Origin of the sequence: Micromonospora sp. TSRI0369 (assembly GCF_001905625.1) — a bacterium.
In the GTDB taxonomy this organism is placed as follows: domain Bacteria; phylum Actinomycetota; class Actinomycetes; order Mycobacteriales; family Micromonosporaceae; genus Micromonospora; species Micromonospora echinospora_A.
In genome coordinates this window covers 719,098-738,021 of record NZ_LIVU01000002.1, presented here as the reverse complement: position 1 = coordinate 738,021, position 18,924 = coordinate 719,098, and the positions used below count along the sequence as shown (strand labels likewise).

General features: G+C 74.8%; 19 protein-coding genes. 10 read left to right on the top strand and 9 right to left on the bottom strand.

Features of this window, described 5'->3' with window-relative positions; all coding sequences use genetic code 11:
• Positions 1-5 precede the first annotated feature (5 nt).
• The 5 genes from AMK25_RS08620 to AMK25_RS08600 are packed head-to-tail and all read right to left on the bottom strand — an operon-like array spanning position 6 to position 6,028.
• A complete protein-coding gene (locus AMK25_RS08620; protein ID WP_073827592.1) occupies positions 6-1,502 on the bottom strand; it encodes a PfkB family carbohydrate kinase in 1,497 nt (498 codons plus the stop codon).
• Positions 1,499-2,191, bottom strand: coding sequence for a D-sedoheptulose-7-phosphate isomerase (locus tag AMK25_RS08615; protein ID WP_073827591.1), 693 nt, complete (start codon positions 2,189-2,191; stop codon positions 1,499-1,501). Before AMK25_RS08615 ends, AMK25_RS08620 begins: the two co-directional genes overlap by 4 nt.
• Entirely contained in the window at positions 2,191-3,408 is a 1,218-nt protein-coding gene (locus AMK25_RS08610; RefSeq protein WP_073827590.1) for a glycosyltransferase, read from the bottom strand. The genes AMK25_RS08615 and AMK25_RS08610 overlap by 1 nt, the downstream gene beginning before the upstream one ends.
• Positions 3,393-4,367 (bottom strand): glycosyltransferase, encoded by a 975-nt coding sequence (locus AMK25_RS08605; protein WP_073827589.1) that lies wholly within the window; start codon positions 4,365-4,367, stop codon positions 3,393-3,395. The genes AMK25_RS08610 and AMK25_RS08605 overlap by 16 nt, the downstream gene beginning before the upstream one ends.
• Positions 4,364-6,028 carry an HAD-IIIA family hydrolase gene (locus AMK25_RS08600; protein ID WP_073827588.1) on the bottom strand — a complete coding sequence of 555 codons (1,665 nt, stop codon included), beginning with the start codon at positions 6,026-6,028 and terminating at the stop codon, positions 4,364-4,366. Before AMK25_RS08600 ends, AMK25_RS08605 begins: the two co-directional genes overlap by 4 nt.
• Positions 6,029-6,211: 183 nt before the next feature.
• Between AMK25_RS08600 and AMK25_RS08595 the strand changes: the two genes are divergently transcribed.
• Positions 6,212-6,658 (top strand): SRPBCC family protein, encoded by a 447-nt coding sequence (locus AMK25_RS08595; protein WP_073827800.1) that lies wholly within the window; start codon positions 6,212-6,214, stop codon positions 6,656-6,658.
• 91 nt (positions 6,659-6,749) lie between these two features.
• Positions 6,750-7,517, top strand: coding sequence for a polyprenol monophosphomannose synthase (locus tag AMK25_RS08590; RefSeq protein WP_073827799.1), 768 nt, complete (start codon positions 6,750-6,752; stop codon positions 7,515-7,517).
• A 625-nt stretch (positions 7,518-8,142) separates the two neighbouring features.
• Here AMK25_RS08590 and AMK25_RS08585 read toward each other — a convergent pair.
• Complete coding sequence (locus AMK25_RS08585; RefSeq protein WP_073827587.1) at positions 8,143-9,735, bottom strand: phytoene desaturase family protein; 1,593 nt, start codon at positions 9,733-9,735, stop codon at positions 8,143-8,145.
• Positions 9,736-9,807: 72 nt separating this feature from the next.
• Here AMK25_RS08585 and AMK25_RS08580 point away from each other — a divergent pair, with 72 nt between their 5' ends.
• Positions 9,808-11,241: an aldehyde dehydrogenase family protein gene (locus AMK25_RS08580; RefSeq protein ID WP_073827586.1), complete on the top strand. Its 1,434-nt coding sequence runs from the start codon at positions 9,808-9,810 to the stop codon at positions 11,239-11,241.
• Between the two features lie 60 nt (positions 11,242-11,301).
• On the opposite strand, the gene AMK25_RS08575 is transcribed toward AMK25_RS08580, so the two are convergent.
• A complete protein-coding gene (locus AMK25_RS08575; RefSeq protein ID WP_073827585.1) occupies positions 11,302-11,706 on the bottom strand; it encodes a ChaB family protein in 405 nt (134 codons plus the stop codon).
• 140 nt (positions 11,707-11,846) lie between these two features.
• On the opposite strand from AMK25_RS08575, the gene AMK25_RS08570 reads away from it, so the two are divergent.
• From AMK25_RS08570 to AMK25_RS08550, 5 genes are all read left to right on the top strand, one after another.
• Positions 11,847-12,899 carry a YihY/virulence factor BrkB family protein gene (locus AMK25_RS08570; protein WP_073827584.1) on the top strand — a complete coding sequence of 351 codons (1,053 nt, stop codon included), beginning with the start codon at positions 11,847-11,849 and terminating at the stop codon, positions 12,897-12,899.
• A 57-nt stretch (positions 12,900-12,956) separates the two neighbouring features.
• Positions 12,957-13,373 carry a DUF2795 domain-containing protein gene (locus tag AMK25_RS08565; RefSeq protein WP_073827583.1) on the top strand — a complete coding sequence of 139 codons (417 nt, stop codon included), beginning with the start codon at positions 12,957-12,959 and terminating at the stop codon, positions 13,371-13,373.
• A 56-nt stretch (positions 13,374-13,429) separates the two neighbouring features.
• Positions 13,430-13,891, top strand: a complete 462-nt coding sequence (locus AMK25_RS08560; protein ID WP_073827582.1) for an SRPBCC family protein — start codon at positions 13,430-13,432, stop codon at positions 13,889-13,891.
• Between the two features lie 101 nt (positions 13,892-13,992).
• A complete protein-coding gene (locus AMK25_RS08555; RefSeq protein ID WP_073827581.1) occupies positions 13,993-14,256 on the top strand; it encodes a hypothetical protein in 264 nt (87 codons plus the stop codon).
• Between the two features lie 164 nt (positions 14,257-14,420).
• On the top strand, positions 14,421-14,633 hold the full coding sequence (locus AMK25_RS08550; protein WP_073827580.1) for a hypothetical protein: 213 nt from the start codon (positions 14,421-14,423) through the stop codon (positions 14,631-14,633).
• 1 nt (position 14,634) lies between these two features.
• Here AMK25_RS08550 and AMK25_RS08545 read toward each other — a convergent pair whose 3' ends face one another.
• Entirely contained in the window at positions 14,635-15,081 is a 447-nt protein-coding gene (locus AMK25_RS08545; RefSeq protein ID WP_073827579.1) for a hypothetical protein, read from the bottom strand.
• Between the two features lie 162 nt (positions 15,082-15,243).
• On the opposite strand from AMK25_RS08545, the gene AMK25_RS08540 reads away from it, so the two are divergent.
• A complete protein-coding gene (locus AMK25_RS08540) occupies positions 15,244-15,606 on the top strand; it encodes a DUF6401 family natural product biosynthesis protein (RefSeq protein WP_073827798.1) in 363 nt (120 codons plus the stop codon).
• 96 nt (positions 15,607-15,702) lie between these two features.
• On the opposite strand, the gene AMK25_RS08535 is transcribed toward AMK25_RS08540, so the two are convergent.
• Positions 15,703-16,563 carry a mechanosensitive ion channel family protein gene (locus tag AMK25_RS08535; RefSeq protein WP_073827578.1) on the bottom strand — a complete coding sequence of 287 codons (861 nt, stop codon included), beginning with the start codon at positions 16,561-16,563 and terminating at the stop codon, positions 15,703-15,705.
• 200 nt (positions 16,564-16,763) lie between these two features.
• On the opposite strand from AMK25_RS08535, the gene AMK25_RS08530 reads away from it, so the two are divergent.
• Entirely contained in the window at positions 16,764-18,920 is a 2,157-nt protein-coding gene (locus AMK25_RS08530) for an ATP-binding SpoIIE family protein phosphatase (protein WP_073827577.1), read from the top strand.
• The last annotated feature ends 4 nt before the right edge of the window (positions 18,921-18,924 follow it).

Here is an 18,924-nt window from a genome sequence, read left to right as displayed (position 1 = left end):
CTCGTTCATCGTGCTCCCTTCGCCGTGGACCGGGCCACCGCCTGCGCGACGGCCTCCGCCGGGTCGACCGCCGCGGCCGGCCAGCCGGCGCTGCCCCGCCCCGCCCGCGCCGCCGCGATCATGTCGGTGGTCGAGCGCCCGTCGAGGTACGGCACGACCACCGTGTGCCCGCCCCAGCGGGCCAGGATCTCCGACTCGGGCAGCGTCTCCGCGCCGCCGCCGCTGGCGTAGTCGCCGCCCTTGACCCAGATGTCCGGGCGCAGCCAGGACAGCGCCGCCTCCGGGGTCGGCTCGTCGAAGATCAGCACCGCGTCGACGCAGCCGAGCGCGGCGAGCAGCCGCCCCCGGTCGCCCTGCGGCACGACCGGGCGCTCCGGTCCCTTCAGCCCGGAGACGCTGGCGTCGGAGTTGAGGCAGACCACCAGGCAGTCGCCGAGTTGCCGGGCCGCCTGGAGCGTCGCCACGTGTCCGGCGTGCAGCAGGTCGAAGCAGCCTCCGGTGGCCACCACGGTGCCGCCGGCCGCGCGTACCCGGGCCACCACCTCACCGGCCGCGCCGGCGCCGATCCGGTCGCCGCCGCCGGTGACCACCGCCGGGGCCACCGCCCGCACGGGGGCCGGCAGCGCGCTGGCCACCCCGCCCCCGGCCACGTACGCGGACGCCTGCGCGACCGCCTCCTGCACCGCCTCGGAGACCAGCGCGCCCCGGGCCAGGGCCAACGTCGCCGTGGACGCGAACCGGTCCCCCGCCCCGCAGGTGTCCCCCTCGGCCGGTGGCGCCGGCACCACCAGGGGCGTGGATCCGGCGTGACAGAGCAGCGCGCCGTCCCCGCCGAGCGTCACCGCGACCGCGCGCGCCTGCCAGCGGCGGCGCAGCGCCTGCGCGCTGCGGGACGCGGCGGCCAGGCGGGACCCGCCCGGCGGCGTCTTGGCCAGGTCGCGGGCCTCCGGCTCGTTCGGGGTGGCCAGGTGCACCCCGGGCACGGCGGCCGGTCCGCGCGGATGCGGATCCCAGACCACCGGCGCCCGGGTGGCGGCCAGCGCGGCGCGCAGCGCGGGATGCCCGGCCACGCCCCGGCCGTAGTCGCTCACCAGCACGGCGGACGCGTCGGCGATCAGCCGCAGCACGGCGTCGCTCGGCTGACCGGGCACGCCGGCCGCCCCGCCCCGGTCGTGACGCAGCAGCACCCGGCCCCGTACCCGTAGCCGGACCTTCTCCGGCGTGGCGCCGGCCAGCGGCAGCGCGTACAACCGCACCCCCGCGGCGGCGAGCAGCGTGCCGAGCCGGGCCCCGCCGGCGTCGTCGGCGACGGCGGTGACCAGCGCGACCTCGGCGCCCTGGGCGGCGGCGAAGACCGCGGCCAGGCCGGCGCCGCCGGGACGGTCGACGGAGGACGTCTCGTCCAGCACCGGCACCGGGGAGTCCGGGCAGAGCCGGTTCACCAGACCTTCGACGTCGCGGTCCAGCAGCGTGTCCCCGAGCACCACCACCGGCCCCGTCATGCCCGGCCTCCCGGTCCGGCGGGCGCCGCCGGGTCCGGGTCGCCGAGCACCACCTCGACGCCGGTACGCACCGGTTCGGCCGGCGGCGGGGCGGCGAGCGCCGCGGGCAGCGCCCGTTCCATGTACTCGCAGAGCACGTGCGAGGCCACCAGGTGCAGTTCCTGCACCACCTGCCCGTCCGGCGAGTCGATCGCCAGGTGCTCGTGGCAGAGGTCGGCGAGGGGGTTGGGTGCGGGTCCGGTGAAGGCCCAGCAGCGGAGGCCGGTCTGGTGGGCGGCGTGGGCGGCGGTGAGGAGGTTGGTGCTGGTGCCGCTGGTGGTGAGGAGCAGGAGGATGTCGTGGGGTCGGCCGTGGGCGCGGACTTGTCGGGCGAAGGTTTCGTCGTATCCGTAGTCGTTGGCGATGGCGGTGAGGGCGCTGGTTTCGGCGTGCAGTGCGATGGCGGACAGGGGTTGGCGGTCGTGGCGGAGTTTGCCGACGAGTTCGGCGGTGAGGTGTTGGGCTTCGGCGGCGCTGCCGCCGTTGCCGGCCACCAGCAGCCGCCCGCCGGCGGCGAGCCGCTGCGCCAGTTCCTCACCCCAGCGGGCCAGCGTCCGCTCCGACTCCCGCAGCGGCAGCAGCGCGGCGGCCAGCAGCGCCAGGTGGTCCTCCAGCAGCGTGCCGCCGGCGGCCGGCGGGGTCGCCGCCATCAGGCGACCACCCGGGTGGGGCGGCCGACGGTGGCCACCTCGCCGTACAGCTCGGTGAGGCGGTCCGCGGCGTTGGCCCACGAGTAGCGGGTGCGGGCCCGCTCCAGCGCCGCGGTGGCGTAGGCGAACCGGCGGATCCGGTCGCCGAGCAGGCCCCGGATCGCCGCGGCGAGGGCGGCCGGATCACGGGCCGGCACCAGGTCGCCGGTGCGGCCGGGCACCACCGTGTCGATGAGCCCGCCGACGGCGGTTCCGACCACCGGCACGCCGCACGCCATCGCTTCCAGCGGGGTGAGCCCGAACGGCTCGTACCAGGGGGCGGCGACGAGCACGTCCGCCGACCGGTACCAGCGGCCCATCTCCTCCCGGGGCACCGCGCCGACCAGCCGTACCCGGTCGGCGACGCCGAGGGAGCGGGCCAGCGTCCGCAGGCGCAGCGCGTACGGGTCGGTCTCCAGCAGCCCGGCCGGCGGGCCGCCGACCACGACGCACTCCGCGTCCGGCACCTCGGCGACGGCCCGGATGACGTCCTGGAAGCCCTTGCGCTCGACCAGGCGGCCGACGGTGAGGATGCGGGCCCGGCCGCCGTCACGGTCGGCGACCGGGCCGAGCGGGGAGAACGTGGACAGGTTCACCCCCGACGGCACGACTGTCATCCGGGAGCGGGGCACACCCATCCGGACCAGCTCGGCGACCTCGTCCTGGCACTGGGCGACCACCCGGTCCACCGAGCGGCCCAGCTTCCGCTCGTGCTCGACCCGGCCCGGCGGGCTGGTGTCCTGAACGCCCTGGTGGCGGCGCTTGACGGTGCCGAGCGCGTGGTAGGTCTGCACCACCGGCACGCCCGCGCGGCGGGCCGCGGCGAGCCCGGCCAGCCCGCTCATCCAGAAGTGCGCGTGCACCACCTCGGGCTGCCAGTCGCCGGCGCGCCACCGGTCGGCCAGCCAGTCCCCGAACGCCGGCATGTACGGCAGCAGGTCGTCCTTGGCCACCGGCTCGGCCGGCCCGGCCGGTACGTGCACCACCTCGTACCCGTCCGGGGCGCGGACGCTCGCCGGCAGGTCCACCGCGTCGAGCCGGGTGTAGACCCGGACGTCGTGACCGGCTGCCGCGAGCGCGGCGGAGAGCTCCGCGACATGCGTGTTCTGGCCGCCGGCGTCCTCCCCGCCGAGGACGGCGAGCGGGCTGGCGTGCTCCGAGATCATCGCGATGCGCATACTTCCTCCTCCAGCAGCCGGTCCCAGTCGGCGAGGAAACGCTCCAGGCCGTAGCGGCCCCGGGCGGCGGCCCGCGCCGCGGCGCCCGCCCGGCGGGCGGACTCCCTGTCGTCCAGCAGGCCACGGGCGGCGTCGACGAGCGTGTCGACCCGGGTGGAGAGCGCGCCCGCCTCCGGCGGCACGGCTTCCACCGCTTCCGTGGCGGCCAGCGCCACCACGGGCATGCCCATGGTCATGGCCTCGACGAGGCTGAGGCCCAGTGAGGTCCAGCGGCACAGGTGCAGGTAGGCGCGCCGCTTGGCGAGTTCGGCGTGCATGGCGTGCTGGGGTACGTCGTCGTGGCTGGTCAGCCGGTCCTCGGGCAGCCCGAGGTGGGCGGCGAGGCCGGCCACCTTCATGCCGTAGACGTCGAGCGGGGCGACGGCGGCGAACCGGGCGAGCAGGTCGGTGCCGGTGACCCGCCAGCGGCGTACCGGCTCGTTGATGACGACGGCGAGGCGGTCGAGCTCCCCGGTCCATTCGACGGCGGGCGGTACGACACCGTGGTCGACCACCGTGGTGCGGGTCGTCCCGTTGTCCCAGAACAGCTCGTTGAAGGCGGTGACGTGGGTGAGCAGCAGGTCGTCGCGGTCGGCCATCGGGTGCCGGGTGTTCGGCACGTCGCCTTTCGGCGTGTTGTGCTCGACGTAGATCGCCGGCAGGTCGCGGCCGGGGCGGCGGCCGAGCCACTCGGCGGCGAGGTCGAGCTCCTCGGGGCGCTGGAGGACGACCAGGTCGACGTCGGTGTCCCGCAGGTCCTCGGGAGTGACCTCGACGGCCGTGTCCGGCCACGGGTAGGTGCGCGCCCGGCCGAGGCCGTAGGGGCCCCGGTCGGGGGTCACCGGCACGAGGTAGCGGTGCTTGCCGTGCACGAAGGACGTCGTCCAGGAGCCGTGCACGTGCCACAGCAGGATGTTCATCCGACCACCCCGCCCGGGACCGGCGCCGGCACGCCGAGCAGCCGCAACGCCTCCAGCACCCGGCCCGGCTCGACAGCCGACAGGCACGGGTGCCCGGGGACCGGGCAGACGGTGGCGCGGGTGTCCCGGCAGGGCGCCGCCGCGTCGCCGAGGCGCACTGTCGGCACCCGGTAGGGCCCCCACTGTCCGAACGGCACCGTCGGCGCGAACAGGCTCACCACCGGCACGCCGAGCGCCGCGGCCAGGTGCGCGGGCCCGGTGTTGCCGACCACCAGCGCGCCGGCTCCGGCGACCACAGCGGCCAGCTCCGCCAGCCCGGTACGCCCGCCCAGGTCGACGCCGCCCGCCGCGGCGACCCGCGCGGTCAGCCCTCGCTCGTCCGGCCCGCCGGTGACCACCACCCGGTGACCGGCCGCGCCGAGCACCCGGACCACGCGGGTGGCCAGTTCCTCCGGGCAGGCGCGGGTCTCCACCGAGGAGCCGGGGTGCAGCACCACGTAGCCGCCCGCCCCGGCCTCGGCCGCGGGCAGCGGAAGGCGGTCGGTGCGGATGCGCAGGGCGGGTTCGTCGTGGTCGGGCAGCGCGTAGCCGGCGGCGGCGGCGAGGGACAGTGCGCGTTCGGGTTCGGGTACGCCGGCGGGGACGCGGTGGCGGACGTCGAGGAGGCTGCCGGGGTAGTCGTCGCTGATGGCGCTGATCCGGGGCACGCCGGCCAGTCGCAGGAGCAGGGCCAGGGGCAGGGGTGACTGGTGGAAGGAGGTGAACACGACCGCTTCGTCGGCGCGTACGGCCGCGAGCCGGTCGGTGAGCGCGCGCATGGCGGCGGGGTCGACGGGTGGCGCGGGCGCGTCGATCCAGGGCAGCGGCGCCTCGATGATCTCGTCCACGCCGGGCAGCAGTTCGGCCGCCGCCCGGCCGCGTGGCCCGCACAGCAGCACGACCCGGTCCGCTCCCGCCGCGACCGCCCGGATGCCCGGACCGGTCACCAGCACGTCCCCGGCGGCGTCGCTGCGCACGACGAGGACAGTTCCCCGGCGGCTGCGGCGCGCGCGTTCCGGCGCGGCTGTCAGGCGCATCCTTGCCAGCACGGTGCTCACCGCGTCCGGCAGGTCGGCGGCGACCGTCGGCGCGGCGGCCACCTCGGCGGCCCGGGTGGCCGGCGTGGGCACCATGATCGCGGCGGCTCCCGCGGCGGCGGCGGCAGCCGTGTCCGCGCCGATGTCCCCGATCAGCACGCACCGGGTGGGTGTGGTGCCGAGCGCGGCAGCGGCCTCGTGCACGAGGCCGGGCGCGGGCTTGCGGCAGGCGCACCCGTCGGCTTCCGCGTGCGGGCAGATCGCCCAGTGGTCGAAGGGCCCGAGCAGCTCCTCCACCCGGGCGTTGACCAGGCGCAGCTCGTCGGCGGTGAAACAGCCGCGGGCCAGGCCGGACTGGTTCGTCACCACCGCCAGCCGCAACCCGGCCGCCCGCAACCGGTCCAGCGCCTCCCGGGCACCCGGCACCGGCCGTACCTTCTCCGGGTCGCCGTTGTACGGCACGTCCTCGACCAGCGTGCCGTCCCGGTCCAGCAGCACCGCGTCGTACAGGCCGGACGGGAACCGGTCAGCACCCGGGTCAACCCGGGCTGACCTGCACTGATCCCGCTCCTGGTCCCGTCGCACGGGCGGCGGGTTCCCGAGCCCCCGAGGAGTAAACGTCGACGTCGGCGCCAGGCGCGCCCCCGCCGGTGCCGCACGGCCGGCGCACACTTGCCACGACCGGCCCGGTCCGGCGATACCCGCCGCCCCCGAGAAGCTAACCCGCATCCCCGTTAGCGGCGGCCCGTGCCGGGGTACCGGTTGGTGATGGCGGTTGTGGAGAAGGTGATCGACGCGCCCCCGGAGCAGGTCTTCGAGGTGCTCGCGGACGGGTGGACGTACAGCGACTGGGTGGTGGGCACCGCGCACGTGCGGGACGTGGACGACGCGTGGCCCCGCGTCGGCAGCAACCTGCACCATCGGGCCGGGCCGTGGCCGTTCTCGCTCCAGGACAAGTCCACCGTGCTGGAGTGCCAGGCGCCGCACCGGCTCGTGCTGCGCGCCGGGTTGTGGCCGGCCGGCGAGGCGATCGTGGCGTTCGCCCTGGAACCGCTGGAGGACGGCCGGACCCGGGTGACCATCGGCGAGGACTTCGCCGCCGGGCCGCTGCGGTGGGTCCGGACCAAGCTCAACGACCTGGTGCTGCATCTGCGCAACCGGGAGACGCTGGCCCGGCTGTCCGACATCGCGACGCGACAGAAGCCGGAGCGGTGATCGATCCCTCGGCGGGGCGTCTGTGCGGCCGACGCGCGGCCCACTGGATACCCTCTCAGGTGAACCTGTCGGCTGACCGAGGATGTCCGTGATGATCGAACCCGTGCAGTTACCCTCCCCGTGGGGGGATGCGCGCCTGACCGTCGTCGTTCCGACCTACAACGAGGCGGGCAACCTCCCGGTGCTGGTCGAGCGCCTCCTCGCGTTGCCTCTGCCGGGGCTGAAGGTGCTGGTCGCGGACGACAACTCCCCGGACGGCACCGGTGAGGTCGCCGACAAGCTGGCCATCGAGCACCCGGAGCGGGTGATGGTGGTGCACCGCCCGGGCAAGGAGGGTCTCGGCCGGGCGTACGTGGACGGCATCGGCCGGGCGCTCGACGACGGCGCGGACTTCGTCGCCCAGATGGACGCCGACCTGTCGCACCCGCCGGAGGCGCTGCCCGGCATGCTCGGCGCGCTGCTGTCCACGCAGGCGTCGGTGGTCATCGGCTCGCGGTACGTGCCCGGCGGTGAGCTGGACGAGAACTGGCCGCTCTACCGGCGCGCGCTCAGCGGCTGGGCCAACCTGTACGTGCACACGCTGCTGCGGGTGCGCATCCGTGACCTGACCGCCGGTTTCAAGATCTGGCGGGCCGAGGCGCTGCGCGAGATCGGGCTGGACCGGGTCCAGTCGAACGGCTACAGCTTCCAGGTGGAGATGCACTACCTCGCCACCAAGCTGGGGCACACCATCCTGGAGGTGCCGATCCGCTTCGAGGAGCGCCGTGACGGCGATTCGAAGATGACCACCGCCACGAAGATCGAGAGCGCGTTGATGCCGTTCAAGCTGCGCAGCCGGCACCGCAACCTCGACTCCTGACCTATTCGCACGCCGCAACGCGCCCTCACGCCGCTGTCACCGCGCGTGAGGGCGCGCTGGCCCCGCCACATCCCCCGCCGCGCCGCTTTGCTCTGCCGCCACCGGCGCAGCACGGCCTTGAGCTGGGCATTCTCCCGGGCCACCGCCCGCGCACCAACCACGCCGGGTAACCAGCCGTCGTGCCTCACAGCTCCACCCCCACGGAGCCGCGATCTTGCAGTTTGGTGCCCGGCAAAACCCGCAAAGCGGGCATCCCTGGGGCACCAACTGCAAGATCGCATGGGACGTAGGGCGTGGGGCGTGGGCCGAGGTGCGGCGGCCGGGCAGGCCCGCCAGTTGGGGAAGATGGCTGGATGCCGGGCGCTCCGTTGCCGCCACTTCGCCGTGGTGGTGGCCCGGTTCGCCAGCTCGGCGAAGTGGCTGAATCCGGGGCCCTTCGTTGCCACCACATCGGGGAAGTGGCGGCCCGACCTACACCGATCCCGGGATGTGGGCTGCCGATCTCGGTTTCCGAGATGCGAGACGAGAACGGGAGGCGGTATCCCCGACGAATGCAGCAGGGGCGCGGAGATCGGCGGGGACGGTGGCGGTTGGCTGGCGTGCGGCCGTACGGGTGCGGTCGCGGTCAGCGGTAGACGGCGCGGTGGGCGGCGGCGATCGTGCGGGCGTACACCGCTCCGGTGACGGCCCGGTCGCGGGACAGCGCGGCCCGCGCCGCGTTCGCCCCCGGCGCGCCGTGGACGCCGCCGCCGGGGTGGGCGGAGGCGCTGGCCAGGTAGAGCCGGTCCACCGGAGTGTCGGCGCGGCCCAGGCCGGGGATCGGCCGCAGGAACAACTGCTGGTACGCGGCAGCGGTGCCACCGCCGAGCGCGCCGCCCACCAGGCTGGGCTGGGCGGCCTCCAGGTCGGCCGGGCCGGCCACGTGCCGCCCGACGATCGACGCCCGGAACCCGGGTGCCGCCGCCTCCAGCACCTCCTCCATCCGCTCCACGTGCCCCGCCACGTCCTCGGCCCGCCAGTCCCGGCGGAACGGCAGGTGCGTGTAGGACCAGAGCGACTCGGTGCCCGGCGGGGAGTGGCTCGGGTCGGCCACCGACATCTGCCCCACCAGCAGGAACGGGTCCCGGGGCAGCTCGCCGCGGGCCAGCTCGGCCGCGTACGTGGTCAGGCCGTCCATGTCGGCGCCCAGGTGCACGGTGCCGGCGCCGGCCAGTTCCCGGTTCTTCCACGGCACCGGCGCGGACAGCGCCCAGTCGACCTTGAGCGTGGAGCCGTCCCACTTGAAGTGCGCCAGGTCCTCGACCATCCGGGGCGGCAGCGCCGCCGCGCCGACCAGGTCGAGGAAGAGCGCCGGCGCGGGCACGTCGGCGAGCACCGCGCGGCGTGCCCGCCAGTCGGCTCCCCCGGCGGTGCGTACGCCCATCGCGCGGCCCCGGGCGGTGAGCACCCGCTCGACCCGGGCGCTGTACTCGATCCGCCCGCCCCGCTCGACCAGCCGGGCCACCAGCGCGTCGGTGATCCGCTGCGCGCCGCCGACCGGCACCGGCCAGCCCACCTGCTGGCCGAGCATGGCGAGCAGCCAGCCGTACACTCCGGAGCCGGCCTCCTCCGGAGACAGGTCGGTGTGCAGGGCGCAGCCGGCCAGCAGCACGGGCCCGCCCTCGCCCTCGAACAGCTCCGCGCCGAGCTTGCGTACCGGCAGCACGAGGCGGCGGGCGAGCCGGAGCGCGCCGCCGATCCGGAGCTGCCGCAGCAGGCCCAGCCCGCCGCGTACCGGCGGGAACGGGGTGGTGATGCTCTGCAGCATCGGCTCGGCGACCTGACGCCAGTCGGCGTACGCGTGCCGCCAGCGCTCCCCGTCGCCGGGCGCGAACGCCTCCAGCGACGCGGCTGTGGTGTCCAGGTCGCGGTTGACCACCGCGGCCCGCCCGTCCGGGAGCAGGTGCGCCAGCACGTCCGGGGCGTGCGTCCAGGCCAGGCCGTGCCGTTCCAGGCCCAGCCCGTCCAGCACGGGGGACGCGTAGCCGAGCGGGTAGAAGGAGCTGTAGAGGTCGCTGAGGTAACCGGGCGCTGTCACGTACGCGGACCGCACGGCCCCGCCGGGCGCCTCGGTGGCCTCCAGCACGGTGACGTCCCAGCCCGCGTCCACCAGCAGGTTCGCGGCCACCAGGCCGTTGTGCCCGGCTCCGATGACGACGGCATCGGCGGTGGAGGTCATCGGATCCGCCTACCCGGCCGGTCACCGGGCGAAACGCGTTTGTCCCGCCCAGGCCGGGGCAAGCACGGCCGCATGTACACGGTTGCGCAGCTCATAGGTGGAGTGTGGGGCGCCGGTGGCGAGGGCGGCGAACTCGTCGTCCACGATCCGGCGGACGGGTCGCCGGTGAGCCGGGCGCCGGTGGCGACTGCCGACGAGGTGGCCAAGGCGGTGGAGGCGGCCCGGGGCGTCGCGGCGGAATGGGCGGCGACCTCGCCCGCGGACCGGGCCGCGGCGCTGCACCGGGCGGCGGACGCGGTCGAGGCGGCGGCCGAGGACCTGGCCCAGGCCACCACCGCGGAGATGGGCAAGCCCCTCGACGACGCGCGGGGTGGGGTGGCGGCGGGCATCGGCACGCTGCGACAGTACGCCGAGCTGGCGCCGGTGCGGGGGGGCCGGACGCTGCACGGCGGACACGACGCGCTGGACTTCATGGCCCCCGAGCCGCGCGGCGTGGTCGCGGCCATCACCCCGTGGAACGATCCGGTGGCGGTGTCCTGCGGCCTGCTCGGCGCGGCACTGGTCACCGGCAACGTGGTGCTGCACAAGCCGAGCGAGCGGACCCCGGCGACCGGCTGGCTGCTGGCCCGGGCGCTGGACTCGGCGTTGCCGGCCGGGGTGCTGTCGCTGCTCACCGGCGGCGGCGAGGTGGGCGCCGCGCTGTCCGGGCAGGACGTCGACGTCGTCGCCCACGTCGGTTCCACAGCCACCGGCCGGGCGATCGCCGCGGCGGGCGCGCGGACCGGCGCGAAGGTGTTGCTGGAGAACGGCGGCAGCGACCCGCTGGTGGTGGACGCGGACGTCGACCCGCTCTGGGCGGCCGAGCAGGCGGCGCTCGGTTGCTTCGCCAACGCCGGTCAGATCTGCGTGGCGGTCGAGCGGATCTACGTGCACCGGGACGTCGCCGAGGGCTTCACCGACGCGCTCGTGGCGCGCGCCGAGGCACTCACCGTGGGCCCCGGTCGTGACCCGGGCACGCAGCTCGGCCCGCTGGTCGACCGGCGGCACCGGGACCACGTGCACGGGCAGGTCACCGCCGCGGTGGCCGCCGGCGCCCGGGTACGCGCCGGGGGCACGCTGCCGGACGGGCCGGGCGCGTTCTATCCGGCCACCGTGGTCGAGGGCTGCCGCCACGACATGGCTCTGGTCCGCGAGGAGACGTTCGGGCCGGTCGCCCCGGTGGTGGTGGTCGACTCGTTCAGCGAGGGGCTGCGCTGCGCGGCCGACTCCCCGTACGGCCTGGCCGCCACCGTGCTGACCGGCTCGATGAGCCACGCCCAGCGCGCCTGGCGGGAGCTGCCGGTGGGCACCGTCAAGGTGAACGCGGTCTTCGGCGGGGCGCCGGGCGGCGCCGCGCAGCCGCGCCGGGGCAGCGGCCACGGCTTCGGGTACGGCCCGGAGCTGCTGGACGAGTTCAGCACCGTGAAGGCGGTGCACCTTCAGGCACCGGGCGGCGGCCACTGGTGAGACGGCACGAAGCGAGCCCGGGACCGAGGCGGTCCCGGGCTCGACGCGTACCCCCAGGGGTCAGCGACCGCCGCGGGCCTTGCGGGTCGCGTTGTTGTTGGCCTTCTCGATCGCCTTGACCAGTTCCGGCTTGGTCATCCGGGACCGGCCGCGCACGTCCAGTTTCTTCGCCACCTCCATGAGGTGGTCCTTGGTGGCGTTGGCGTCCACCCCGCCGGCCGTGTTCGCGCGCCGGGCCGGGCCGCCGCCTTCGGCCTGCTTGTCGCTGGGACCCTTGCGGCCCTTGGGCTCCCAGTGGTCGCCCACCTTCTCGAACTCGTGCTTGACGGCGGCGAAGGCGGTGCGGTGGGCCCGCTCCCCCTCGCCGTAGGTCTCGACCGCCGAGTCGTGCGTCTTCTCCCAGGTCCGCTGCGCCTTCGCCGGCGAGCGCCGCAGCGTGCTGGGCAGTACCTCGCGCCCGGGCATCTCGTCCTCCTGGAGTCTCGATCGTCTGTCTTGCCTGGTTCCCTGCCGCACGGCGGGCAAACCGGTGCCCCGGTTTGTCGATTTCCCCCGGGGGGTACCGCCCGGCCACGCCCGGCAGCGGGGCGGTGAAGGAGGCGGACATGACCGTGACGACACCACAGGCGGTCGGCGGCCGGACGCGGTCCCGTCTCCCCCGCCGGATGCGGCAGCTGAACTGGCGCACCTGGCGGGGCGTGCTGGTGCGCAGCGGCAAGGGTTTCGTCACCGACAACTGCGCCGACTGGGCGGCCGCGCTCACCTACTACGGGGTGCTGGCGCTGTTCCCGTCCACGATCGTGGTGGTGGCGCTGGTCGGTTTGGTCTCCGACGGCCCGCGCACCGTCGACACGGTGATCGACCTGGCCCGGGAGATCGGCGCCGGCTCGGTGGTCGGCAACGACGCGTTCGTGGGCGTGGTGCGCAACGTGGTCGAGCAGCAGGGTTCGGCGAAGGTGCTGCTCAGCTTCGGTCTGCTCGGCGCGCTCTGGTCCGCGTCCGGCTTCATCGGCGCGTTCACCCGCGCCTCCAACGCGATCTACGGGGTGCGGGAGGGCCGGCCGTTCTACCGGCTGCGTCCGTTGCAGATCGGCATGGCCGCGGTGACGATCGTGCTGCTCGCAGTCGTGGCCACCGGGCTGATCGTCAGCGGCCCGGTCACCGACGCGGTGGGCGACCTGCTGCACGCCGGTGCGGTGGCCCGCACGACGTGGTCGGTGGCGAAGTGGCCGCTGCTCGCGGTGGTCGCCATGACGCTGCTGTCGCTGCTGTTCTGGATCGCGCCGAACGTCCGGCAGCCGCGGTTCCGCTGGCTCACCCCGGGCGGCGCGCTGGCGCTCGTGGCCTGGGTGCTCGCCTCCTTCGGTTTCGGCCTGTACGTGGCCAACTTCGGCTCGTACGACGTCACCTACGGCAGTCTCGGCGCGGTCATCGCGTTCCTGGTCTGGCTCTACCTGTCCAACTGCGCGCTGATGCTCGGCGTGCAGGTCAACGCAGAGCTGCAACGCGGGCGGGTGATGCAGGCCGGGGTCGAGGAGCCGGACGACCCGGTGCTGCCGCCACGCGCCCCGGCCGACGAGGACAAGACCGACACGGACAAGACCGCCGCGGACAAGACCGACGCGGACAAGACGGCCGACCGGTTGCCGCCCGGATGACCGCCTCCCCCGGCCGGCCCCGGTTTACCGGCGGTCCCCCGGGGCATCTCCCAAGGCATGGAACGTGGCAGCAGCAAGCACTCACCCAGGGTCGACGACCAGATGAGCAGCGAGGTCAGCGGGCTCGTCCAGGGCGCCGGGACCGGCGGCTCGCGGGCCGAGGAGTTCCGGATCCCCGAGCCGGCCGGCGAGGACCAGCCGGAGGCCACCACGGCCCCGGCGGGGGAGCTGCGCAGCGGCACGCCGCAGGGCATGAGCTCCGAGGACGTGGAGGCGCGCAGCCGGCTGGGACGGTTCATCACCATGACGGCCCTGCCCGGTGACCGGGAGACGCTGCTGGCCAACGCGCGGGAGAACGAGGCGCCGGCGGACCTCGTCGCCGCCCTGGAGACCCTGCCCGAGGGCACCCGTTACCGCACGATCTCCGAGGTGTGGGCCGCGCTCGGGCACAAGAACGAGACGACGCGCTGGTGAGCGGGGCGGCCCACGGCCCGCGCGAGACGTACCAGCGGAACAGGAGGAACCCCGACATGAGTGGTGTTACCGAGCATGTGGACGTGGACGTCCCGATCCGGACCGCGTACGACCAGTGGACCCAGTTCGAGGAGTTCCCGCACTTCATGGAGGGCGTGCAGGAGGTCCGGCAGCTCTCGGACACGATGACCCACTGGACCGTCGAGATCGCGGGCGTGAAGCGCGAGTTCGACGCCGAGATCACCGAGCAGTTGCCGGACGAGCGGGTGGCCTGGCGCTCCACCGGCGGCACCCAGCAGGCCGGCGTGGTGACCTTCCACCGCCTCGACGAGGGGCACACCCGGGTCACGCTGCAGATGGAGTTCGAGCCGCACGGCGCGGTCGAGAAGGCCGGCGACAAGCTCGGCGTGGTCGACCGGCGCGCCAAGGGCGACCTGGAGCGGTTCAAGCAGTTCATCGAGCGGCGCGGCCAGGAGACCGGCGCGTGGCGCGGTTCGGTCGACCGGCCCGTCCCCTGAGCCACCTCCCCCGTACCCGAGTCTCGATGGCCGCCGGCACTGTCGGCGGCCATCGCCGTGTCCGGCCGTTTGCGATCATCCGGTCCGGGTACCGCAGGGGAATGACCGACAACGACCGCCACGTGTGGCGCGACGAGGACCGTACTCCCCTGCACGAGCTGGACCAGGCCGTCGCCCGGTCGGCGATGGACGGCCAGGGCGACGACGTCACGGCCAACGACGCCGGCGAGGAGGCCGCGTTCGGCCACGGCCCGGAGGCGGTGGACCGGGGCGCCGGTCCGGAGGCCGAGCGGCGCGAGATGACCGATGCGGACCGGGCGTACCGGCCGTCGACGATCGGGCGGACCGGCCCGGACAGCATGTGATCCCGGGCGGCTGCGGGCACCGGTGCCGATGCCCGTAGCCGCCGGATTCATGCTCGACCGATACGACAAAAAGTGCGGTACGGACAGCCAGGAAAACGGACAGCCCATCCAGAATCGGCCGAACGGCTGACGGCACTCCCCCTGTCGCGCGCAAGACTTTCGGAATGCAACAGGGCTCCGGTTTCCTCTCCAACCGTCAGCGCAAGCTCGCCTGGCTGGGCTTCCTGCTCGCCGCGATCCAGGCTCCGGTCTCCGCCCGGTTCACCGAGGACAGCTCCTGGCTGTTCAGCCTGGTGGTGGCGCTGATGGTCGCGACCGTGATCATCGCCGACGACGGCGCGCGCCGCCGCCCGGCCGACGCCCGCCCCTCCGACTGACTCAGCTCGTGCCGGGACGCGCCTCGTGCCCCGGCACCCCCCGGCTGCGGCGGCGTTCCTTCATCTCCGCCTCGTAGAGGTGCCGCCGTCCCTCGACCAGCTCGTCGCGGGCCTGCCGGTCCAGCTCCCGGAAGAGCGCGTAGTACCCGTCGTCGAAGTCCTCGACGATCTGGAACGTCCACCGTCCGGCGATGACATTGCGTCCGAGCAGCTCCCGGTCGATGCGCTCGGCCAGGGCCGGGTGCCCGGCGGAGCGGAACATCTCCACGGCGTCGTCGAGCATCAGGTCGGCATGGCCGATCAGCTGGTGCAGCTCGTAGAGGTGCCCACGCGCCCGCTCGACGCACTCCAGGGCCTCGCTGAGCTTGCCCAGCGCCTCGACCGTGGCGTCACTCACTCCCTCCGGGCGCCGGTGAGCCCGGTCCGGTCCGTCGGCCTGGTGTCCCATGATGTCCCTCCGTGGGCCTGCTGCGTGGTCCTCGTGCCGGACTTCTGCCCCCGCACGGGCGACTCAATCCCCGCGGACGGGGTGGCCGGTCCCCCGGACGACCCGGCAATCCGCCGGTCGGCCGAGGTCGGCCCGCGCCGGGCGGCGTTAGCCTCGGACACCATGCGCGTGCCGAACAACCGGGTCGCGACCCGCTCCGCGGCAGTGGCCGCGCGGTCGACCCTCACCACGCTGACCACCGCCGTCGGCACCGCCGGCCTCGCCGCGGCCCACGCGAACCCCGGGCTGCTCGCCGAGGTCGACCAGCACGCCGCGGGGGTACGCGACAGCCTCGACGGCGACCGCCACCCGCTGACCGTGGCGGCGCTCGCCGGATACGCCGAGGGGCTGCGCGAGGCGGCGGCGGAGCACGGCTGGACGCCGCCGGCCGAGCCGGTGGACTGGTCCGCGCCGGACTGGGTGCTCACCCGCCTCCTGGCGGTCTGCCTGCTGGCCCGCGCGCTCGACCCGCGTCACCTGGCCTGATCCGTACACCCGGCCTGACCTCGACGGCCGGCCTGCCCCGGACACGGCTTCGGGGTGCCCGCGATCACCCCGCGGACACCCCGTCACCCGTTGCCGTCAGCCTCCCGGCCGGCGGAACTGCTGCGTCTCGTCGCCCATCTCGCCGGAGCGGTACGTGCCCGCGCCCGACATCGACGACTGCGGCGCGGCCGGCGTCGGTTGCCCGCCCCGGTCGGCCATCTTGCGTTCGTAGTCGCCCCGGCCGGTCTGCTGCGCCTGCCGCTGCTCCCGGAACGCCCGGGACTCCTCCGCGGCCCGGTGCAGCCACCCGTCCCAGCGGTCCTGCATCGGCTTGATCAGACCACCACCGACGCCGACGATCAGGATGCCGGCCACTGTGGCGAGGAAGGCCACGAGCACCGGTGTGGTCACCGTGGTGGCGATACCCACCTGGTTCAGCGCGGCGATCACGCCGAGCGCCAGGATGAAGATCGCCGTCACGTCGGCCAGCACCCGGCCGTACGAGAGCCCGCCGAGCGCGCCGGAGACCAGGTCCCGGACAGCGTTGGCGATGGCGGCGGCGATCACCACGATCACGATCGCCACGAAGGCTCGCGGAAGCCAGGACACCACCCCGCGGATCAGGTCGCTGATCGCGTTCGGTCCCCATACCCCGAAGGCGAACTGCAGGGTGAACAGCAGGACCGCGTAGTAGGCCAGTTTGGCCAGGATGTCGCTGGCGTCGTACTTCGTGCGTTCCAGGGCTCGTTTGATACCGCCGCGTTCCACGGCGCGGTCGAACCCCACCCGTTCCAGTGCCGCGTCCACGATTTTGAGTACGGCTCGGGCGATGAGCCAACCCACGACGAGAATCGCGATGAACGCGATCGCCCGCGGTACGAAGAGCAGCACCGACCTCCAGAAGTCGGTCCAGGCCGCACCGATGTCGACCTGCCCGACCGCGAGGGTTTTCGGCATGATGTCCCTCCTGTCGCGTGAACTGCGCCGCCCGCATACCCGGTGACCAGGGCAGCACTCCGGGCCGGGCCGGGCCAATTTCCCGACATGGGTGATCGAACCGGCCCTGACCTGCCCGAACGCCCACGCGGCCGCAATCCGGGCCCCGCCACGAACGCATGATCGGAACCAGCCCGCCACGCTCCGGTTAGGCTGCGGTCATGCCAGGCACCGTCGGTCGGGTTCCCACACCGCCCGCCCCCGCACCGGGAGCGCCCGCCGATCCCGTCGTCCACGGGCCGCCCGCGCAGACCGATCATCCGTGGGCCGGCACGCCGCTGGGCGCCCCGCAGGGCTGGGATCCGGCGGTACGCGCCGTGATGGACGTGGTGCTCGCCTCCCCGGTGCCGATGGCGCTGCTCCTCGGCGACGACCTCGTCGTCTTCTACAACGACGGGTACGCCGAGCTGATCGGCGACCGGCACCCGCACGCGCTGGGCCGGCCGGCGGCCGAGGCGTTCGCCGAGGTGTGGCGTGATCCCGGCGCCGGCGAGGCGCTGGAGCGCGTCTACCGGCACGGTGAGCCGTTCCTGCAGCGGGAGGCGGTGCTGCCCGCCGACCGGCAGGGCCCGGCCGAGCCGGCCGTGTTCACCCGTGGGCACTGCGCGGTACGCGATTCCACCGGCCGCATCGTCGGCGTGCTCACCGTCTCGGCGCAGACCACCCAGCTGACCCAGCAGTTGCAGAGCCTGAGCGACTTCGCGGCGGCGCTGTCCGGCACGCTCACCCTGGACGACGTGGCCCGGGTGACGCTGCGCTACTGCCTGCACTCCTTCGACGCGGACCGGGTGTCGTTCGCGGTGGACGAGGGCAGCGCCTGGCGGCTGGTCCGCCGCATCCGCGGCGAGCTGCTCGACGAGGCCGACGAGCGGCTACCCCCGCTGTGGCGGCGGATGTCCGCCGAGTCGGCGCTGCCGGCGGTGGTGTCCGCGCGCAGCGGCGTGGCCTCGTTCACCGCCGACGGGCAGCCGCTGCGCGGCGTCGCGGCGGACCGGCACGACGAGAAGATCCGCGCGCTCGCGGCGCTGCCGCTGCGCACGAGTGTGGTCCGTGGCTCGCTCACCATCGGTTACCGGGAGCCGCGTCCCTGGTCCCCCGCGGAACGGGCGCTGCTCGCCGCGTCGGCGGAGCTGGTCGGCCAGGCCGCCGAGCGGGCCCGCCGCTTCGAGACCCAGCACGGCACCGCCCAGATGCTGCAACGCAGCATGCTGCCGGAGCGGCTGCCGGACCTGCCCCGGCTGCGTATCGCCGCCCGGTACGACCCGGGCGTGGACGGCAACGCCGCCGGCGGCGACTTCTACGACGCGTTCCTGCTGCCCACCGGGGCGCTCGGGGTGGTGCTCGGCGACGTGGCCGGGCACGACGTGCAGGCCGCCGCCCGGATGGGTCAGGTGCGCGCCGCGCTGCGCGCGCTCGCCCTGGTCGACCCCCGCCCGGACGCCGTGCTCGACGGCCTGGACCGGCTGGTGGCCAGCCTCGGCGTGGAGGGCGGCACGCAGGAACTGTTCGTCACGGTGGTGTTCGGCGTGGTCGAGGCGGACCGGGAGCGGGTCACGCTCGCCAGCGCCGGGCATCCCGCGCCACTGATCCGGCGCGCCGGGCCCGGCGCGGCGGCGGTCGCCGAGTTCGTGCAGGTGCCGCCCGCGCCGCCGCTGGGTCTCGGCGGGCGCGCGCGTACCGCGAGCGTGCCGTTCCACCCCGGCGACACTCTGCTGCTCTACAGCGACGGCGTGGTGGAGCGGCGCTGGCAGGATCTGGCCGCCGGGCTGGCCGGGCTGGGCGCGGCGGTCACCGGGGCGGCCAGCGGGGACCCGCGTGCGCTGTGCGCGGTCGCGACCGCCGCGGTGCCGGGCGCCACCGAAGACGACGTGGCGGTGCTCGCGGTGGAGTACGCGGTCCGGCCGAGCCGGTCGGCGAGCATGGAGGTGCCGGCCGAGCCGACCGCGCCGAGCCGGGTCCGGCACTGGATGACCGCGCAGCTCACCGAGTGGCAGGTGCCTGAGGCGGTGATCGGCGCGGCGGTGCTGTGCACGAGCGAGCTGACCACGAACGCGCTGCTGCACGCCGGCACCGCGGCCCGGGTCGAGGTGGACCTGTCCGCGGAGCGGCTGCTGGTGTCCGTGGCCGACTCGGGCACCCGGGGTCAGGTCACCCGCGCCCAGACCGACACGCTCAGCAGCCGGGGCCGCGGGCTCGGCCTGATCGAGGAGCTGAGCGACGCCTGGGGCACCGACCCGACCGTACGCGGCTCGACTGTGTGGTTCGAGATCCTCATTCCGTCGGACGGGTCGCGCGTCGGCGACGCCCGGGCCGGGTAGGAGC